Source organism: Kitasatospora sp. NPDC048365 (assembly GCF_043200835.1).
GTDB classification, from domain to species: Bacteria; Actinomycetota; Actinomycetes; order Streptomycetales; family Streptomycetaceae; genus Kitasatospora; species Kitasatospora terrestris.
This window is the reverse complement of sequence record NZ_JBICYJ010000023.1, coordinates 62075-80992: the sequence shown is the minus strand read 5'-3', so window position 1 is coordinate 80992 and position 18918 is coordinate 62075. Positions and strand designations below refer to the sequence as shown.

The 18918-nt window shown below is 72.2% G+C and carries 12 protein-coding genes; 8 read left to right on the top strand and 4 right to left on the bottom strand.

The window, feature by feature from the left end; all coding sequences use genetic code 11:
* Window positions 1-10: 10 nt before the first annotated feature.
* The 3 genes from ACGFX4_RS23305 to pepN form a co-directional block, all read right to left on the bottom strand.
* Entirely contained in the window at window positions 11-1327 is a 1317-nt protein-coding gene (locus ACGFX4_RS23305) for a ferric reductase-like transmembrane domain-containing protein (RefSeq protein ID WP_393077581.1), read from the bottom strand.
* Between the two features lie 159 nt (window positions 1328-1486).
* The gene (locus ACGFX4_RS23300) at window positions 1487-2659 is read right to left on the bottom strand and encodes a S8 family peptidase (RefSeq protein WP_393077579.1); all 1173 of its coding nucleotides are present in this window, start codon (window positions 2657-2659) and stop codon (window positions 1487-1489) included.
* 147 nt (window positions 2660-2806) lie between these two features.
* Window positions 2807-5383: an aminopeptidase N gene (gene pepN / locus ACGFX4_RS23295; protein WP_393077576.1), complete on the bottom strand. Its 2577-nt coding sequence runs from the start codon at window positions 5381-5383 to the stop codon at window positions 2807-2809.
* 216 nt (window positions 5384-5599) lie between these two features.
* Here pepN and ACGFX4_RS23290 point away from each other — a divergent pair, with 216 nt between their 5' ends.
* The 7 genes from ACGFX4_RS23290 to ACGFX4_RS23260 all read left to right on the top strand — a co-directional run bounded on the left by ACGFX4_RS23290 (window position 5600) and on the right by ACGFX4_RS23260 (window position 16697).
* Window positions 5600-6787, top strand: a complete 1188-nt coding sequence (locus tag ACGFX4_RS23290; protein WP_393077739.1) for an ROK family protein — start codon at window positions 5600-5602, stop codon at window positions 6785-6787.
* 156 nt (window positions 6788-6943) lie between these two features.
* Window positions 6944-8038, top strand: a complete 1095-nt coding sequence (locus ACGFX4_RS23285; protein WP_393077573.1) for a sugar ABC transporter substrate-binding protein — start codon at window positions 6944-6946, stop codon at window positions 8036-8038.
* Window positions 8039-8185: 147 nt separating this feature from the next.
* The gene (locus ACGFX4_RS23280; protein ID WP_345699366.1) at window positions 8186-8974 is read left to right on the top strand and encodes an ATP-binding cassette domain-containing protein; all 789 of its coding nucleotides are present in this window, start codon (window positions 8186-8188) and stop codon (window positions 8972-8974) included.
* Window positions 8971-10233 (top strand): sugar ABC transporter permease, encoded by a 1263-nt coding sequence (locus ACGFX4_RS23275; RefSeq protein WP_393077570.1) that lies wholly within the window; start codon window positions 8971-8973, stop codon window positions 10231-10233. Before ACGFX4_RS23280 ends, ACGFX4_RS23275 begins: the two co-directional genes overlap by 4 nt.
* Window positions 10234-10374: 141 nt before the next feature.
* On the top strand, window positions 10375-12261 hold the full coding sequence (gene dxs / locus ACGFX4_RS23270) for a 1-deoxy-D-xylulose-5-phosphate synthase (RefSeq protein ID WP_393077568.1): 1887 nt from the start codon (window positions 10375-10377) through the stop codon (window positions 12259-12261).
* Between the two features lie 152 nt (window positions 12262-12413).
* On the top strand, window positions 12414-13928 hold the full coding sequence (locus tag ACGFX4_RS23265; protein WP_393077566.1) for a glycosyltransferase family 39 protein: 1515 nt from the start codon (window positions 12414-12416) through the stop codon (window positions 13926-13928).
* A 147-nt stretch (window positions 13929-14075) separates the two neighbouring features.
* Complete coding sequence (locus ACGFX4_RS23260) at window positions 14076-16697, top strand: TIM-barrel domain-containing protein (RefSeq protein WP_393077564.1); 2622 nt, start codon at window positions 14076-14078, stop codon at window positions 16695-16697.
* Here the strand turns inward: ACGFX4_RS23260 and ACGFX4_RS23255 are convergent.
* Entirely contained in the window at window positions 16687-17886 is a 1200-nt protein-coding gene (locus ACGFX4_RS23255; RefSeq protein ID WP_393077561.1) for an MFS transporter, read from the bottom strand. The genes ACGFX4_RS23260 and ACGFX4_RS23255 overlap by 11 nt on opposite strands.
* 59 nt (window positions 17887-17945) lie before the next feature.
* Between ACGFX4_RS23255 and ACGFX4_RS23250 the strand changes: the two genes are divergently transcribed.
* A complete protein-coding gene (locus tag ACGFX4_RS23250; RefSeq protein WP_393077559.1) occupies window positions 17946-18917 on the top strand; it encodes an ArsR/SmtB family transcription factor in 972 nt (323 codons plus the stop codon).
* Window position 18918 lies beyond the last annotated feature (1 nt).

Here is an 18918-nt window from a genome sequence, read left to right as displayed (position 1 = left end):
CGGTGACTCCTCAGAACGCGAACGACTCGTGGTGGATGCGCGAGCGCCGGACCCCGGCGGCCCGCAGGGCCCGCTCCGCCTCGGCGGCGAAGGCGTCCGGCCCGCAGAGGTAGACCTCGTGCCCGGGCAGGTCGGGGACCAGCCGGGCGAGCGCCGCGCCCAGGTCGCCGACGTCCGCGCGCGGGCCGAGCAGCTCGTGCACCCGGGCCCCGCGCTGCCGGGCGACCACCGTCAGCTCCTCGCGGAACAGCACGTCGGACGGCCGGTGGGCGCGCTGCACCAGCGTCAGTTCGCCGTCCAGCGACTCCAGGAGGGCCCGCAGCGGGGTGATCCCGACGCCCGCGCCCAGCAGCAGCACCTTGCGTCCGCGCTGCCGCCGCGCGGTGAACGCGCCGTACGGGCCCTCCGCGCGGACCGGGGTGCCCGGGGCGAGGGCGGCGACGGCGGCACTGTGCGCGCCGAGGTCCTTCACGGTGAAGCGCAGGAAGCGCGGGTGCGGGGGAGCGGACAGCGAGTACGGGTTGGCGGCCCAGCGCAGGCCGGGCGCCTGGAACTGCAGCCGGAAGAACTGGCCGGGTTCGGCGCGCAGCGACTCCAGCCGCTGCCCGGTGAGGAAGAGCGAGACCACCCCGGGGGCCTCCTCGCGCACTTCGGCGACGCGCAGCCGGTGCCGGCGGTCGCGCAGCCAGGGCAGCAGCAGCCGGTACCAGCCGACGGCCGCCGCGGTGCCGAAGTACAGCGTGTACCAGCCGGCCCGGGCGGGGCCGGTGCCGAGGTCGGCGCCGGTGGAGAGCTGGTGGGCGAAGCCGAGCGCGACCGCGAGGTAGCCGCCCAGGTGCAGGTAGTACCAGGTCTCGTAGCCGAGCCGGCGGCGGGCGGCCCGCGCCGAGAGCGCGCCGGTGGCCAGGAGCAGCAGCGTCCCCAGCGTGGCCTTGATCATGTCGGGCCAGTCGAGGACGATCTCGACCGCCTCCCCGACGACGCCCTTCCCCCCGGTCAGCACGTAGCCCCAGACGATGGTGAGCACGTGGACGGTCACCAGGCCGACCAGGTAGCGCCCGCCGAAGGCGTGCCAGCGGGCCAGCCGGTCGGCGCCCACGGAGCGCTCCAGCGGCGGGATCCGGGCCATCAGGAGCAGCAGCACCGGTGCGGCGTAGCCGGCCAGCAGGCCGGTGATCCGGCCGGCGCCGGTGAGCCAGCCGGCCGGGCCGGCCACCGCGGTGGTCTGCAGCCACCAGGGGAGCAGCGCGGCCAGGGCGCCGGCGGCGATCAGGGCGAGCACCGCGCGGGGCACGGTCTCGGGGGACGGTGCGCGACGAGCCGTCATCGGGTGGTCCTCCTTCCGGACGGCGGGAAGGAGGTCACCGTGTCAGCCGCGGATGTCCGCCGGCTGAGGGGATCGCGCGAATCCGCCGCCGCTCACCGCCCGACCGTACGTTTTCGCAGGTCAGAGGCGTAGAGCGGCGGCGGATTTCTCATCGCTTTCTCACTGGCCGCCGGTGTACAGCAGCCGGTTGGGGGTGCCGGAGCCGATCCCGGAGAGGACGTTCCGGGTGGACTGGTCGGTCAGCCGGCGGGCCACCGCGGCGGCGTCGTCGGTCGGTCGGCCCTCCAGGTGGAGGGCGGCCGCGCCGGCGGCGTGCGGGGAGGCCATCGAGGTGCCGCTGAGCGACAGGCTGCCGCCGCCGAGGCGGGCCGAGAGGATGTCCGCGCCGGGCGCGTACAGGCCGATGCAGCGGCCGCGGTTGGACCAGGAGGTCTGCTTGTCGTTCCGGTCGCTGGCCCCGACGGCGAACGCCCGGCTCGCCCCCGCCGGGGAGGTGGTGCAGGCGTTGGCGCCGTCGTTGCCGGCCGCGACCACCGGCAGCACGCCGTGCGCGGCGACGTTGTCGGCGGCCCGGTTCATCGCGGCGGAGTAGGGGCCGCCGAGCGAGGCGTTGAGCACCGCGGGCCGGACGGCGTGGGTGGCCACCCAGTCGAAGCCGGCGATGATCGCCGCCCAGGTGCCGGTGGCCTCGCAGCCGAAGACCCGGACGGAGACCAGGGCGGCCTCGCGCGCCACGCCGTAGGTGGCGCCGCCGACGGTGCCGGCCACGTGGGTGCCGTGGCCCATGCAGTCCTGGCCGTCCTGCCCGTCGCCGATGGCGTCGAAGCCGCGCTGGGCCCGGCCGCCGAACTCGGGGTTGGCGAAGTCGATGCCGGTGTCCACCAGGTAGGCGGTGACGCCCCTGCCGGTGGCGGTGGCGTTGTACGCGCCGTCCAGCGGGAGCTGGCGCTGGTCGATCCGGTCCAGGCCCCAGGAGGCGGCCGGCGCCCGCAGCGGGGTGGGCGCGGTGACCGGTTCGTCCAGGGTGACCTGGCCGTTCTCCTCGACGGCGGTCACGCCGGGCAGCCGGCGGGCGGCGGCGAGCTGGGCGGGGGTGAGCGAGGCGGCGAAGCCGTGCAGTGCGTCGTGGTAGCTGTACAGCGGGCGGACGCCGAGGCGGGAGGCCAGCTGTCCGGGGTCGGTGCCCGGCGCGAGGGTGACGATGTACTGGCCCGAGACCGGGCGGGCGGAGCGCTGCAGCGGCGCGGGCGCGGGGTCCGCGGCGGCCGCGGGGACGGCGGCCAGCGGGACGAGCAGCAGGGCGACGGATGCGCAGCGGGCGAGCAGGCGCATGCGGGGACTCCTCGGGACGAAGGATCGTATGAAAAGCACTTAATCCTTCGGTCGACCCGCGACCGGCCTTGAGGAGCGCCGGGAACGCGTCAGCCGCTCGGAGCAGAACAGAGCCCGCTCCGAGCGGCTGACGGGGTGGTGCCGGTGCTACTGGCCGAGCGTGCGGTCCGCCACCTGGGCCTTCAGCGCCCGCTCGATGCCCGCCCGGGCCTCGACCACCTGGCGGCGCAGCGCCGGCGCCGGGTCGGCCTCGGCCAGCCAGGCGTCGGTGGCGTCCAGGGTGGCCTGCGAGACCTGGTACGCCGGGTACAGGCCGCCGATGATCTGCTGCGAGATCTCGTGGCTGCGGGACTCCCAGACGCCCTTCACCGCCGCGAAGTACTTCGCGGTGTACTCGGCCAGCAGCTCGCGCTGGTCGGCCTGCAGGAAGCCGGAGATCACGGCCTCCTGCACGTAGTTGGTGAGCTCGTCGGACTCCACCACCGAGGCCCAGGCCGCGGCCTTCGCCTCGGCGGTCGGCCGGGCGGCCCGGCAGTTGGCCGCGCGCTCCGCGCCGCTGGAGGTGTTGTCCCGGGCCAGCTCGGCCTCGATCGCCGCCTCGTCGGCGCGCCCGGTGGCGGCCAGGCGGGCCAGCAGCGACCAGCGCAGCTCGGTGTCGACCGCCAGGCCGGCCACCTCGACGGAGCCGTCCAGCAGGCCCGCCAGCAGCGCGAGCTGCCCGTCGGTGCGGGCGACGGCGGCCAGCGCGCGGGCCCAGGCGAGCTGGTGGTCACTGCCCGGCTCGGCGGCCCGCAGGCTCTCCTCGCAGGCGGCGGCCCAGCGCTGCAGGCCCTGCTCGCGCCACGCCGGGTCGGTGTAGAGCTCCAGGGCCAGCTTGACCTGGCGGTGCACCGACTGGACCACGCCGATGTCGGTCTCCCGCTGCAGCCCGGAGAGCGCCAGCGACAGGTAGTCGCGGGTGGCCAGCTCGCCGTCCCGGGTCATGTCCCAGGTGGCCGCCCAGCACAGCGCGCGCGGCAGCGAGTGCTCGAAGTCGCCGAGGTGCGCGGTGACCACGGCCAGCGAGTCCTCGTCGAGGCGGATCTTGGCGTACGACAGGTCGTCGTCGTTGAGCAGCAGCACCGCCGGGCGGTGCCGGCCGACCAGCTCGGGCACCTCGGTGCGCGGGCCTTCCACGTCCAGCTCGATCCGGTCGGTGCGCACCAGCGCGCCGTCGACCAGCTCGTACAGGCCGATGGCGATCCGGTGCGGGCGCAGCACGGCCTCGCCGCGGGCGCCGGCGGGCAGCGCCGGGGCCTCCTGCAGGACCGCGAAGGACTCGATGTCGCCGTCGGTGTTGATCCGCAGCTCCGGGCGGAGCAGGTTGATCCCGGCGGTCTCCAGCCACGCCTTCGACCAGGTCTTCAGGTCGCGGCCGCTGGCCTCCTCCAGGGCGCCCAGCAGGTCGGCGAGGCGGGTGTTGCCCCAGGCGTGGCGCTTGAAGTACGCCCGCACGCCGGCGAAGAAGGCGTCCTGGCCGACGTAGGCCACCAGCTGCTTGAGCACCGAGGCGCCCTTGGCGTAGGTGATGCCGTCGAAGTTGACCTGGACGTCCTCCAGGTCGTTGATCTCGGCCATGATCGGGTGGGTGGACGGCAGCTGGTCCTGCCGGTACGCCCAGGTCTTCATCTGGTTGGCGAAGGTGGTCCAGGAGTGCGGCCACTTCGACCCCGGGGCCTCGGCCTGGCAGACCACCTCGGCGAAGGTGGCGAACGACTCGTTCAGCCAGAGGTCGTTCCACCACTCCATGGTGACCAGGTCGCCGAACCACATGTGGGCCAGCTCGTGCAGGATCGTCGCGGCCCGCGCCTCGTACGCCGCATCGGTGACCTTGGAGCGGAAGACGTACTGGTCACGGAAGGTGACGCAGCCCGCGTTCTCCATCGCGCCGGCGTTGAACTCCGGCACGAAGAGCTGGTCGTACTTGGCGAACGGGTAGTCGAAGTCGAACTTCTCCTGGAAGTAGTCGAAGCCCTGCTTGGTCACCGCGAAGATGTCGTCGGCGTCCAGGTACTCCTTGAGCGAGGGGCGGCAGTAGACGCCCAGCGGCACCCGCTGCTCGCCGGCCGCGTACTCGTCGAAGACGCCCACGTACGGGCCGGCCACCAGCGCGGTGATGTACGAGGACATCCGCGGGGTGGGTTCGAAGGACCACACCTGGGTGTCGCCCTCGCCCGCCGGCTCCGGGGTGGGGGAGTTGGAGACCACCACCCAGCCGGTCGGCGCGGTGACGGTGAAGCGGAAGGCCGCCTTCAGGTCGGGCTGCTCGAAGACCGCGAACACCCGGCGGGCGTCCGGCACCTCGAACTGGGTGTAGAGGTAGGTCTCGCCGTCGACCGGGTCGACGAAGCGGTGCAGGCCCTCGCCGGTGTTGGTGTAGGCGCAGTCGGCGACCACCCGCAGCTCGTTCTCGGCGCGCAGGCCGGGCAGGGCGATCCGGCTGTCGGCGAAGCCGCTCAGCGGCAGCGCCTCACCGTTCAGCACGATCTCGGTGACCGCCGGGGCGATCAGGTCGATGAAGCTCGAGGCGCCCGGGGTGGTGGCGGAGAACCGGACCACGGTGGTGGACCGGAACGTGCCGCCCTCGCGGGCCGAGCTCAGGTCGAGCTCGACGTCGTACGCCTCCACGTTCAGGAGCTCGGCCCGGGTACGGGCCTCCGCACGGGTCAAGTTGGTGCCAGGCACTCGCAGGACTCCTTCGTCGGTGTGAATACGGGGCATCCTCCCATGCAGGGCCTGGCATACACCCGCCCAATACCGGGTGGACCACAGGTTTCCCAGGAATCGGCGTTCCCGCTTGACGCGCCCTTACGTCGGTGACGGACCATAGAGTTCACAAGTTGAAGCTGAACGTGGACCAGCCGCAACGGCGCGGCGCCCAGGAGGGTTGAACACATGGCGATGGACACACCGGGTTCGCAGTCGTCACTGCACCGGGCGAATCTCGAGCGGGTCCTGCGAGCGGTGCGGATGGCCGGTTCGCTGACCCAGGCGGAGATCGCACGGGGGACCGGTCTGTCGGCCGCCACGGTCTCCAACATCGTCCGCGAGCTCAAGGAGAGCGGCACCGTGGTGGTGGCCGACACCTCCTCGGGCGGTCGCCGGGCGCGCTCGGTCTCGCTCAGCGGGGACGCGGGCATCGTGGTGGGCGTGGACTTCGGCCACACCCACCTGAGAGTCGCGGTCGGCAACCTGGCGCACCGGGTGCTGGCCGAGGAGAGCGAGCCGATCGACACCGACGTCTCCGCCCAGCAGGGCTTCGACCGGGCCGAGCAGATGGTCGAGCGGCTGCTCGGCCAGGCCGGTTTCCGGCCGGACAAGGTGATCGGCGTGGGCCTCGGCGTGCCCGGCCCGATCGACGTGGAGACCGGGGCGCTGGGCTCCACCGCGATCCTGCCGGGCTGGACCGGCGTGATGCCCGGCCAGGAGCTCTCGCAGCGCCTGGGCATGCAGGTGCACGTGGACAACGACGCCAACCTGGGCGCGCTCGGCGAGCTGGTCTGGGGCGCCGGACGGGGCCTGAGCGACCTCGCGTACATCAAGGTGGCCAGCGGCGTCGGCTCCGGTCTGGTGATCAACGGGCAGATCTACCGGGGCCCCGGCGGCACCGCCGGCGAGATCGGGCACATCACGCTGGACGAGGCCGGACCGGTCTGCCGTTGCGGCAACCGCGGCTGCCTGGAGACCTTCGTCGGCTCCCGCTACCTGCTCAACCTCTTGAACGCCAACCACCCGGGCGAGCTCACCCTGTCCAAGGTCGTGCAGCTCGCCCAGCAGGGGGACCTGGGCTGCCGCCGGGTGATCGCCGACGCGGGCCGCCAGATCGGCATGGGCGCGGCCACCCTGTGCAACCTGCTCAACCCCCGCCGGATCATCCTCGGCGGAGACCTCGCCGAGGCCGGTGAGCTGGTGCTTTCCCCGATCCGGGACTCCGTCTCGCGGTACGCGATCCCGAGCGCCGCACGGCAGCTCTCGGTCGTTCCCGGCACCCTCGGCGGCCGTGCGGAGGTGCTCGGCGCGCTGGCCCTGGTGATGAGCGAGATGGGCGAGTCCGGGGCGATCCGACAGACCGCCACAGCGGGTGCCTGAGCTGGGCTGATCTCGGGTAGGTCTTCAGGAAGATAACGAAAGGGTCTGAATCCTTCAGGGCTTGGCTTTACTTATTGACGGCAAGCTCGGTGACGGGGTTGACTCCTGCCCACCTCGCCGCAACGCTGCGGCTCTGTCAGGGAGGCACCCCCCACCATGAACGCTCTGATGCGTCGCGCCGCCATCGGCACCGTTGCTGTCTCGATGGCTCTCACCATGGCCGCCTGTGGCAAGGCCGGCGACGACAAGAAGGACGCCAAGGGTTCCGGCGACACCAAGTCGATCGGCCTTCTCCTTCCGGAGAACGCGTCCTCGGTCCGCTACGAGTCCTTCGACAAGCCGTTCATCGAGGCGAAGGTCAAGGCGCTCTGCGGCGACTGCACCGTCAAGTACTCCAACGCCGAGGGCTCCGCTGCCAAGCAGAAGCAGCAGTTCGACACCCTGATCGCCCAGGGCGTCAAGGTGATCATCCTCGACGCGTTCGACGCCAAGTCGACCCAGGCCTGGGTCAAGGAGGCGGCCGACAAGGGCGTCAAGGTCATCGCGTACGACCGCCTGGCGACCGGCCCGGTCTCCGCCTACGTCTCGTTCGACAACGAGAAGGTCGGCGAGCTCCAGGGCCAGGCCCTGGTCGACGCCCTGGGCGCCAAGGCCGCCGACGCCAACATCGTCATGATCAACGGTGACGACGCGGACCCGAACGCCGGCAAGTTCAAGTCCGGTGCGCACAAGGTCCTGGACGGCAAGGTCAAGAAGGTCGTCTACGAGCAGTCCGGTGAGTGGAAGCCCACCGTGGCCGGCCAGAAGATGGGTGCCGCGATCACCCAGCTCGGCAAGGACGGCTTCCAGGCCGTCTACTCCGCCAACGACGGCATGGCCGCCGCGATCATCACCCAGCTGAAGTCCCAGGGCGTCAACGTCCCGGTCGGCGGCCAGGACGCGGGTCTCGACGCCATCCAGCGCATCGTCACCGGCGACCAGTCCTACACCATCTACAAGGCCTACAAGCCGCTGGCCGACGCCGCCGCCGAGCTCGCCGTCAACCTGCTGCAGGGCAAGGACATCAAGTCCGTCGCGTCCTCCACCATCGACAGCGACACCGACAAGGCGATCCCGGCCAAGCTGCTGGAGCCGAAGGTCGTCACCAAGGCGAACATCAACGACACCGTGATCGCCGACGGCCTCTACAAGGCCGCGGACATCTGCACCGGCGACTACGCCGCCGCCTGCGCCGCCGCGGGCCTGAAGTAACACCGTCCGGGCGGCGCTTCCCGACCCCCACCGGGGAGCGCCGCCCACCCTTTCTTTTCTTCTCTTCTCGCACTACCCCGCGCGCCCGGGCCGGCGCGCGGCAGGCCGTGCCCGGGCATCTGTCAGGACGGGCACGGGACTAAGGAGATGGTTCACGTGACAGGCGCACCCGTACTGGCGTTGCGCGGGGTCTCCAAGCGCTTCGGTGCCGTTCAGGCGCTCACCGATGTGCACTTGGAGGTTCACGCCGGCGAGGTGGTCGCCCTGGTCGGCGACAACGGCGCCGGCAAGTCGACGCTGGTGAAGACCATCGCCGGCGTCCACCCGATCGACGAAGGCAGCATCGAGTGGGAGGGCAGGGCGGTCTCCATCAACCGCCCGCACGACGCCCAGGCCCTCGGTGTCGCCACCGTCTACCAGGACCTGGCGCTCTGCGACAACCTCGACGTGGTCGGCAACCTCTTCCTCGGCCGCGAGCTGAAGAAGTTCGGCACGCTGGACGAGGTCGGCATGGAGAAGCGCGCCCGCGAACTCCTCGACACCCTGTCCATCCGCATCCCGAGCGTGCGCATCCCGATCGCCGCGCTCTCCGGCGGCCAGCGCCAGGTCGTGGCCATCGCCCGCGCCCTGGTCGGCGACCCGAAGATCGTCATCCTGGACGAGCCGACCGCCGCCCTCGGCGTCGAGCAGACCGCTCAGGTGCTCGACCTGGTCGAGCGGCTGCGCGAGCGCGGCCTCGGCGTGATCCTGATCAGCCACAACATGGCCGACGTCAAGGCCGTCGCGGACACCGTCGCGGTGCTGCGCCTGGGCCGCAACAACGGCGCCTTCGAGGTGGCCACCACCTCGCACGAGGAGATCATCTCCGCCATCACCGGCGCCACCGAGAACGCGGTCACCCGCCGCCAGGCACGTCTCGCGGAGGATGCGAAGTGACCACCGACCAGACCACCAGCACCACCCCGGCCGCGCCGGCCGTCGACCCGCGCCTGCTGGTCCGCCAGGCGGGCTTCGCCGGCTACCTGTCCGAGTTCAAGCAGAAGATGAAGAGCGGCGACCTGGGCTCCGTCCCGGTCGTCATCGGCCTGATCCTGATCGCGGCCATCTTCCAGGGCATCACCGGCGACTTCCTGAACGCCGACAACATCACCAACATCACCAAGTGGATCGCCGGCCCGGGCCTCATCGCCGTCGGCATCGTCTTCGTGCTGCTGCTCGGTGAGATCGACCTCTCGCTCGGCTCGGTGGCCGGTGTCTCCGCCGCCATTGCCGCGGTCCTCTCGGTCCGCTCCGGCCTCAACGAGTGGCTGGCGATCCTGATCGCCATCGGCGCCTCGGTCGCCATCGGCGCGCTGCACGGCTTCTTCTTCGCCAAGATCGGCGTCCCCGCCTTCGTCGTCACCCTGGCCGGCCTGCTGGCCTGGTCCGGTCTGCAGATGTTCGTCCTCGGCGACAAGGGCACCGTCAACGTCATCAACGACGGTGTGCTCGCCAACCTGGACACCTACTTCCTCGGCGACGGCGACGTCTTCTTCACCTGGGCCTTCGCCGTCCTCGGCATCGCCCTCTTCGGCGCCGGCCAGCTGCTCGACGCCCGCCGCCGCGGCGCGGCCGGCCTGTCCGCCCGCCCGATGAGCGAGATCGCCCTGCGCACCGGCGTGCTCGCGGTGATCGGCCTGGTCTCCGCCTACATGCTCAACCAGGACAGCGGCCTGCCGCTGCCGCTGGTGATCTTCCTCTCGATCGTGATCCTCACCGACTTCGTGCTGCGCCGCACCGCCTACGGCCGCCAGATCTTCGCCGTCGGCGGTGGCGTCGAGGCCGCCCGCCGGGCCGGCATCAACGTGGCCTGGGTGCGGATCTCGGTCTTCATGATCTCCGCCGGCATGGCGGCCCTCGGCGGCCTGTTCATCGCCTCCCAGCAGGGCTCCGCCGACAAGCTGCTCGGCAGCGGCAACGTCCTGATGAACTCCATCGCGGCGGCCGTCATCGGCGGCACCAGCCTCTTCGGCGGCCGCGGCAAGACCTGGTCGGCGCTGCTCGGCATCCTGGTCATCCAGTCGATCATCACCGGCCTCGACCTGGTCCACGTCGACCAGGCCATCCAGTACATGATCACCGGCTCGGTGCTGCTCGCCGCCGTCGTCCTCGACTCCGTGTCGCGCAAGACGCAGAAGTCCAGCGGACGCGGCTGATCAGCGACAACGCGGGCGCGAGGCCCGATCCACCGGCGGTTCGACCGCCGGGGGGTCGGGCCTCGCGCTCTTCGGCTTGTTGCGGACATTAGACTCATCCGGGGCCGCACCGGCCCTGGAACTGTGAACGAGGAGGAACGGGTGGCCCTGCTGACCCGCATTCGGGGACCGCGCGATCTCGACCGGCTCACCCCGACGCAGCTGGTGGCGCTGGCAGAGGAGATCCGGACCTTCCTGGTCGGCGAGGTCTCCAAGACCGGCGGGCACCTCGGCCCGAACCTCGGCGTGGTCGAGCTGACCATCGCGCTGCACCGGGTCTTCGACTCCCCGCGCGACCGGATCCTCTTCGACACCGGCCACCAGAGCTACGTCCACAAGCTGCTCACCGGCCGCCAGGACTTCTCCCGGCTGCGGATGAAGGGCGGCCTGTCCGGCTACCCGTCGCGGACCGAGTCCGAGCACGACGTGATCGAGAACTCGCACGCCTCCACCGTCCTCGGCTACGCCGACGGCCTGGCCAAGGCGAACCAGCTGCAGGGCCACGGCAACCGCCCGGTCGTCGCGGTCATCGGCGACGGCGCGCTCACCGGCGGCATGGCCTGGGAGGCGCTGAACAACATCGCCGAGGCCCAGGACCGTCCGCTGGTCATCGTCGTCAACGACAACGAGCGGTCGTACTCCCCGACCATCGGCGGCCTCGCCAACCACCTCTCCACGCTGCGCACCACCCAGGGCTACGAGCGCTTCCTGACCTGGGGCAAGGAGGCGCTGCAGCGCACCCCGGTGGTCGGCAAGCCGATGTTCGACACCCTGCACGGCGCCAAGAAGGGCCTGAAGGACTTCATCGCCCCGCAGGGCATGTTCGAGGACCTGGGCCTGAAGTACATCGGCCCGATCGACGGCCACGACCTGCAGGCGCTGGAGTCGGCGCTCACCAAGGCGCGCGGCTTCGGCGGCCCGGTGATCGTGCACTGCATCACCGAGAAGGGCCGCGGCTACCACGCCGCCGAGAACAACGACGAGGACCGCTTCCACGCCGTCCCGGTGATCCACCCGGAGACCGGCCTGCCGATCAAGTCGGCCGGCAAGGACTGGACCTCGGTCTTCGGCGAGGAGATGGTCGCCCTCGGCCGGGAGCGCAAGGACGTCGTGGCGATCACCGCGGCGATGCTGCACCCGGTGGGCCTGGCCCCGTTCGCCAAGGCGTACCCGTCCCGGATCTTCGACGTCGGCATCGCCGAGCAGCACGCCGCGGTCTCCGCCGCGGGCCTGGCGACCAACGGCCTGCACCCGGTGGTCGCGGTCTACGCGACCTTCCTGAACCGGGCCTACGACCAGGTCCTGATGGACGTCGCCCTGCACAAGCTGGGCGTCACCTTCGTCCTGGACCGGGCCGGCGTCACCGGCACCGACGGCGCCTCGCACAACGGCATGTGGGACATGTCGATCCTGCAGACCGTCCCGGGCCTGCGGCTGGCCGCCCCGCGCGACGCCGACCAGCTGCGCGCCCAGCTGCGCGAGGCGGTCGAGGTCGCGGACGCGCCCACCGTGGTCCGCTACTCCAAGGGCACCGTGGGCCCGGCCGTCCCGGCCGTCGGCAAGGTCGGCGGGATGGACGTGCTGCGCGGCTCCGCCGAGGAGCCGGCCGACGTGCTGATCGTCTCGGTCGGCGCGATGGCCCCGACCGCGCTGGAGGCCGCCGAGCTGCTGGCCGCCGAGGGCGTCGGCGCGACCGTGGTCGACCCGCGCTGGGTCAAGCCGGTCGACCCGGCGCTGCCGGGCCTCGCGGCCGGCCACCGCCTGGTGGTCACCATCGAGGACAACGGCCGCGCCGGCGGTGTCGGCTCGGCGATCGCCCAGGCACTGCGCGACGCCGACGTGGACGTGCCGCTGCGCGACTTCGGCATCCCGCAGGAGTTCCTGGACCACGCCTCGCGCGACGAGATCCTGGCCGAGATCGGGCTCACCGCCCCGGCGATCGCCGCCAAGGTGCTGGCCACCGTGGGCGCCCGGGTCGAGGCTCGCTGACCGGATCGGCCGGCACCCCCGCCGCGGGGGTGCCGGCCGACCCGGAGGCTGCCGTTCCGGTACGCACCGTCGAACGGCCCGTGAATGGTCGGCCACAGCCAACCCCGGTACCGCCGGTGCCCGCGGCCCCCGCGCCCGGTAGGTTGTCATCCGTGCCACTCACCACCGCGACCCGCCGAACCGGCCTGGCCGAGCGCCTCACCCAGCGCGCCCGGACCGGGTACTGGACCACGCTGGTCCCCGTCTTCGCGGCCCTCGCGGTGGTCACCCACCTCCCGTCCTTCCTGCGCCCGGTGTGGAGCCCCGACGAGGGCTACCTCGCCACCCAGGCCCGGATGCTGGCCGACGGCGGCGTCCTCTACGACACCGTGGTGGACCGCAAGCCCCCGCTGCTGCCCTGGCTGTACGAGGCCTGCTTCGCGATCTTCGGATCCTCCTCGCTGTGGCCGCTGCGCACTCTGGCGATCGTCGCCCACCTGGTCACCGCCGTGCTGCTCGCCTCGATCGCGCGCGGCCGCTGGGGCAACCGGGCCGGGGCGTACGCCGGGGTGCTCTACCTGCTGCTGTCCATCGGCCTCTCGCCGGAGGACACCCAGGCGGCCACCTTCGAGGTGTTCATGCTGCCCGCGATGGTCGCCGCGTTCCGGTACGCCGAGCGGCGGCGCTGGCTGGCGGCCGGCATCGCGGTGGCGATGTGCTCGCTGACCAAGCAGACCGGCGGCGCGGTGCTGCTGCCGGTGCTGTGGATGCTGTTCCAGGACGCCCGGCAGCGCGGGGTGCGCTGGGTGCCCGCGCTGGCCAAGATCGGCTCCGGCTTCGCGCTGCCGATAGCCCTGGTCGCGGTGATCCTCACCAAGCCGAAGGGCTTCCTGTTCTGGGTGGTCACCGGCAGCGGCGACTACGCCTCGCTCGGCTCCAACTGGCTGCAGATGCTCGGCCGGGCGCTCGGCAACTCGGCGATCCTGCTGGCCGCCGGCCTCGGCTTCCTCTTCCCGCTGGCGCACCGGCTCTGGCTGCGCCGGCGCGGCCGCCCGCTGCCCGAGCGCGGCCTCTCCTTCGGCTCCTCGCTGGACCTGTGGGTGTGGCTCGCCTCCTCGGTGGTCGCCGTCTCGATCGGCTTCCACTTCTTCGGCCACTACTACCTGCAGCTGATGCCCCCGCTGGTGCTGCTGGGCGTCGGCGCGGTCGCCACCTCGGCGGTCCGCTGGAAGCCCGTCCTGGTGTACACCACCGCCGCGTGCACGGTCTTCTGGGGCCTCGCGGTGCTCTGGCCCGGCCAGAAGCTCTCGCAGACCACCGAGGTGGCCACCGCGGTCGCCGCCCAGACCACGCCCAAGGACACCGTGCTGGTCTGGGGCATGCACCCCGAGCTGTACTGGCTGGCCGACCGCCGCCCGGCCACCCGCTACCTGACCGCCGGTTTCCTCACCAACTACAGCGGCGGCAAGGACGGCCAGAAGGTCGGCGAGGAGTACAGCGTCTCCGAGGCCTGGCAGACCTTCGACGAGGAGCTCGCCGCCAAGGGCCTGCCCGAGGTCGTCGTCGACGACTCGGGGACCGCCCCCTACCAGCCGGTGCTGATCCCGCGGATCGAGACGCTGCTCGACACCCACTACGAGGTGGTCGGCGTCACCGGGGACACCGTCATCTACCGCCTCAAGCGCTGACCGAGGATCTTCCGCGCGGGCCGGCCGTGCCGTCCCGCCCATTGACATGAACTCAGCTCGCTGTGACTGTTGCTTCGCAACTCCGGCGTTCCAAGCAGTTGTGCGCAACAACGAGCAGTTCATGTTCATTCGACGGGAGACCCCCTCGTGCGCTTACTCCGGTACCAGACCTGTCTCGCCGCGGCCCTGACCACCGTCGCCGCGCTCGCCGCCCCGGTGCACGCGGCCACCCCGCGCACCGCCGTCCTGGACGCCGGGCACCAGGACGTCAGCTGGCACAGCCCCACCTACGCCAAGGGCACCTTCGGCGGCGCCACCGACTGCCCGCCCGCCGCCCAGGACCCGGACGGCGCCGTCTGCGACCGCTTCGACCTCACCGTGAACGTCCCCGCCGGGTACTGGGACGACAACCCCGAGGGCGGCGTCCCGGTCGCCATCCGGTGGCAGACCCCCACCGACGACTTCGACCTCTACGTCTACGACGACGCCGGCCGGCAGGTCGCCTCCAGCGCCGGCACCGCCGACCCCGAGGCCACCGTCATCCCCAAGGCCTCCGGCACCTACCACGTACTGGTCGTCCCGTACGACGTCCACGACAACTCCTACACCGGCCGCGCCTACCTGCCGCGCACCGAGGACGCCGGCGACCTCACCGCCTTCGGCGGCGCCGACGGCAGCTACGAGATCGCCGCCGGCGGGTTGAAGGCCCGGGCCGACTTCCTCGCCGACGGCCAACTGCGCCTCCAGGCCGCCCCGGACGGCGTGCTCACCGACCCGGCGGGCAGCACCGTCGTCCGCAACCGCCCCGTACCCCAGCCCGACACCAGCACCTTCGACGCGGGGGAGTACTACGGCATCCGCTCCAAGGACCTGGTACTGCGGGTCTACAAGCACCCGCTGCGGTTCGGGCTCTACAAGGCCGACGACCGCACCGCGATCTGGCAGGAGGACGCGCCGCTGCGCTGGTCCACCAGCGGGCTGCGGCAGAGCCTGGTGCGCGGCGACACCGAACAGTTCTTCGGCGGCGGCGAGCAGAACGGCTCCTTCTCCCACCGGGACAAGACCGTCCACGTCGCCAACAGCTTCGACTGGAACGAGGGCGGGTACAACAACTCGCAGCCGTTCTACGTCTCCACCGCCGGTTACGGCGTCTTCCGCAACACCTTCGCGCCGGGCATCTACGACTTCGGCCCGCACGTCCGCACCGGCCAGCAGGAGCGGCGCCTCGACGCGTACTACTTCACCGGCGACCTCAAGCAGGTCATCGGCCAGTACACCGCGCTGGTCGGCAAGCCCTTCATGCCGCCCGTCTACGGCCTGGAACCCGGCGACTCCGACTGCTACCTGCACAACGCCAACCGCGGCGAACGGCACACCCAGGACGCGCTCAAGGTCGCCGACGGCTACGTGGACAACGGCATGCCGCTCGGCTGGATGCTCGTCAACGACGGCTACGGCTGCGGCTACGAGGACCTGGCGAAGACCGGCGAGGGCCTGCGCAAGGACCACGCCCAGCTCGGCCTGTGGACGCAGGACGGCCTGCCCAACCAGGCCGAGGAGGTCAAGGCCGGCGTCCGGGTCCGCAAGCTGGACGTCGCCTGGGTCGGCAACGGCTACGACTTCGCGCTGAACGCCTGCGACCGGGCCAAGGCCGGCATCGAGGACAACAGCGACGCCCGCGGCTTCGTCTGGCTCCCCGTCTCCTGGGCCGGCGCACAGCGCTGCGGCGTGCTGTGGAGCGGCGACCAGAGCCTGTCCTGGGACTACATCCGCTGGCAGATCCCCACCTACGCGGGCGCCACCATGTCCGGCATCGCCTACAACACCGGCGACATCGGCTCGATCTACCGGCACGACCCGAAGATGTACGCCCGCGACCTGCAGTGGAAGGCCTTCCTCCCGGCCGTCATGACCATGGACGGCTGGGCCCGGGACACCACCACCAAGGAGCCGCGCGACCAGCAGCCCTGGCTGGACGGCGAGCCCTACACCTCGATCAACCGCAAGTACCTGCAGCTGAAGGAACGGCTGCTGCCGTACATGTACACCCTCGCCGCCGAGGCGACCCGCACCGGCATCGGCCCGGTCCGGCCGCTCGCGCTGGAGTACCCGGACGACCCGGCGGCGCTCGGCCCCGACGCGAAGTACGAGTTCCTCGCCGGACCCGACTTCCTGGTCGCACCGGTCTACTCCGACACCGACGTCCGCGACGGCATCCACCTGCCCGAGGGCACCTGGACCGACTACTGGACCGGCCGCACCTACCAGGGCCCGACCACGGTCAACGGGTACAAGGCACCCCTGGACACCCTGCCGCTGTTCGTGAAGGGCGGCTCGATCGTCCCGATGTGGCCCAAGGGCACGCTCTCCTGGGAGAACCGCGACCGCGGCGAACTCGACTGGGACCTCTACCCGCAGGGCGACTCGACGTACACCCTGTACGAGGACGACGGCGTCACCCGCCGGTACGCGCAGGGCGCCTCCGCCACCCAGCGGGTGGACGTGCACGCGCACGGCGCCGCGACCGTGGTCGACGTCGGCGCCAGCGTAGGCACCTACACCGGCAAGCCGGCCACCCGCACGTACCGCTTCACCGTCCACGGCCAGGGCGAACCCCGCCTCGTCGTCACCAAGGGCGGCCCCCTGCCGAGGCTGACCGGCGACTCGCAGGGCCCAGGCTGGCGCTACGACCCGACCACGGGAGTCACCGAGATCCGCACCGCCTCGATGCCCACGGACCGCGCCTTCTCGGTCCAGGTCATCCACTAGCCCACGCCCCGTCAGGGGCGCGTGGGGGTACCTCCCCCGCGCCCCTGACGGGGCTCAGGAGGAGTGTGACCGAAACGGAACAGGCCCCCAGCACCGCCATCGCGATCGTCGGGGAGGTCCATCCCGCGACCGCCCCCGCGAGCGTCGCGCCGACACCCTGGAAGGTGAGCATCCCGGAGCTGTGCAGCCCCAGCGCGTGCCCGCTCAGCTCCTCCGGTGTCAGCTCCATCAGCTGCTCCTGGAGCAGCAGGCTCGCCGCGTACCCGACCGAGGCGAGCGTCACCGCCGTCAGCGCGAGCGGCAGCGCGGGGTCGAGGGCGAACAGCAGGTACGGCGCGGCCAGCAGCAGCCGCAGCGGCGCACCCAGCCGCCCCCGCCACCGCCGCGGCAGGAACCGGCCGACCGCGGTGTCCCCGGCGAGCATGCCGAGTGCGGCGCAGGCGAGCAGCAGCCCGGCGTGCTCGGGGGCGTACGGCACGAACAGCGATTCGCAGCCGACGATCAGCCCGTTCGGCACCCACAGTGCCAGGAACACGGTCCGGCGGGCGGGGGAGGACCACAGCAGCGCGTTGCCGCGCCAGGTCTCGCCGATCGACGGGCGGCCCGCCGAGCGCGGCGCGCGGGCGCGCAGCCCGAACCGGGCGAGGAGGGCGGCCGCCGCGTACAGTCCGGCGGCGACGAGCAGGGTGGTGCGCGCGGACAGCAGGGCCACCAGCACCCCGCCCAGCGCGAAGCCGCCGACCTGGACCGCGCCCACCGCCATGTTGAGCACCGACCGGCCGAGCAGGTAGCCGTCTTTGCCGAGCACCTCGTTGAGCAGCCCGTACCGTACGCCGCCGCCCACCGAGGAGACCAGTCCGACCACCAGCAGCACCGCGAAGGCCGCCCCCACCGGCAGCCCGGGGAGTGCCTGGACGGCGGTGCCGAGACCGAGCAGGAGCGCCAGGCCGGCCAGGGCGGCGCGCGGCGGCAGCCGGTCGGCCGCCGACAGCAGCGTGGCCGCGCCGACCACCTGGGCCAGCGCCGGGCCGAACATCGCCAGCGAGGACAGCAGCGGCGATCCGGTCTCGCGGTACACCAGGGTGCCGAGCGCCGGTCCGGCCACCGTCTGGGCGGCGGTCTGCACCGCGGAGGTCAGGAAGAACGGGGTGAACTCCGCCGTCCGGAAGAGCTCTTGATACGTACGCATGCGCCGGAGTCTTCGTCGTCGGCCGGACCGGGCGTTAATCTTTCGCGGGGAGGCGAAAGATGGGGTGGTGGCGGATCAGCACGGACACCCTGGCGGGCAGCCGCTTCGTGGTGTCGCCGCTGGCCGAGACGGTCGCGAGCCTGAAGGTCCTGCACGGCGGCCGGGCCGCCGATCCCGGGGGCCGGGCGTGGCTCGACGCCCATCTGCCGGCCTACCGTGCCCGGTTGGCGGGCGACCCGGTCACCGCGCTCACCGTCCGGGCCGCGCTCGGCCGCACCTGGAACGCCGACTTCCTCACCCCCACGCCGACGGGCACGGAGGAGACGTTCGAGCAGGAGCTGGCGCGGGTCCGCGACACCCCGCCGGCCGCCGCCCGCGAGCACCTGACGGTCTCCCTGGCGGGGCCGCTCCCGGCCGCCCTCCACCGCGAGGACCTTGCACAGCGCACCGCCGACCTGCTCGCCTGGGTGTGGACCGGGACCGTGCTGCCGTCCTGGCCGCGCCGCCGCCGGATCATCGAGGCCGACGTCCTGGCCCGCACCGCGCAGCTCACCCGCGGCGGCTGGGCCCAGGCCCTGGACGGGCTGCGGCCGGGCACCCGCTGGCTCGGCGACGGCCGGCTCCAGGTGAACAACCACGCCTATCCGCCGCGCGAGGTCTCCGGCGCCCAGCTGCTGTTCGTGCCGATCACGCAGAAGGCCGGCTGGGTGTCCTGGGACGAGGACGGCCGGCGCTTCGCGCTCACCTACCCCTGCGCGGGCACGCTCGCCGACGCCGACCGCACCGCGGCCCCGGACGCGCTGGCCCGCCTGCTGGGCCCCGGCCGCGCGACCGTCCTGGTCCTGCTCGACACCCCGAAGTCCACCACCCAGCTGACCGCCCTCACCGGCCAGGTGCTCGGCTCGGTCGGCCGCCACCTCAAGGTCCTGCACGACGCGGGCCTGGTCGCCCGCCGCCGCGACGGCCGGTCCGTGCTCTACTACCGGACGGCCGCGGGCGACGTCCTGGTCACCGCCCAGCGCCCGTCCTGAC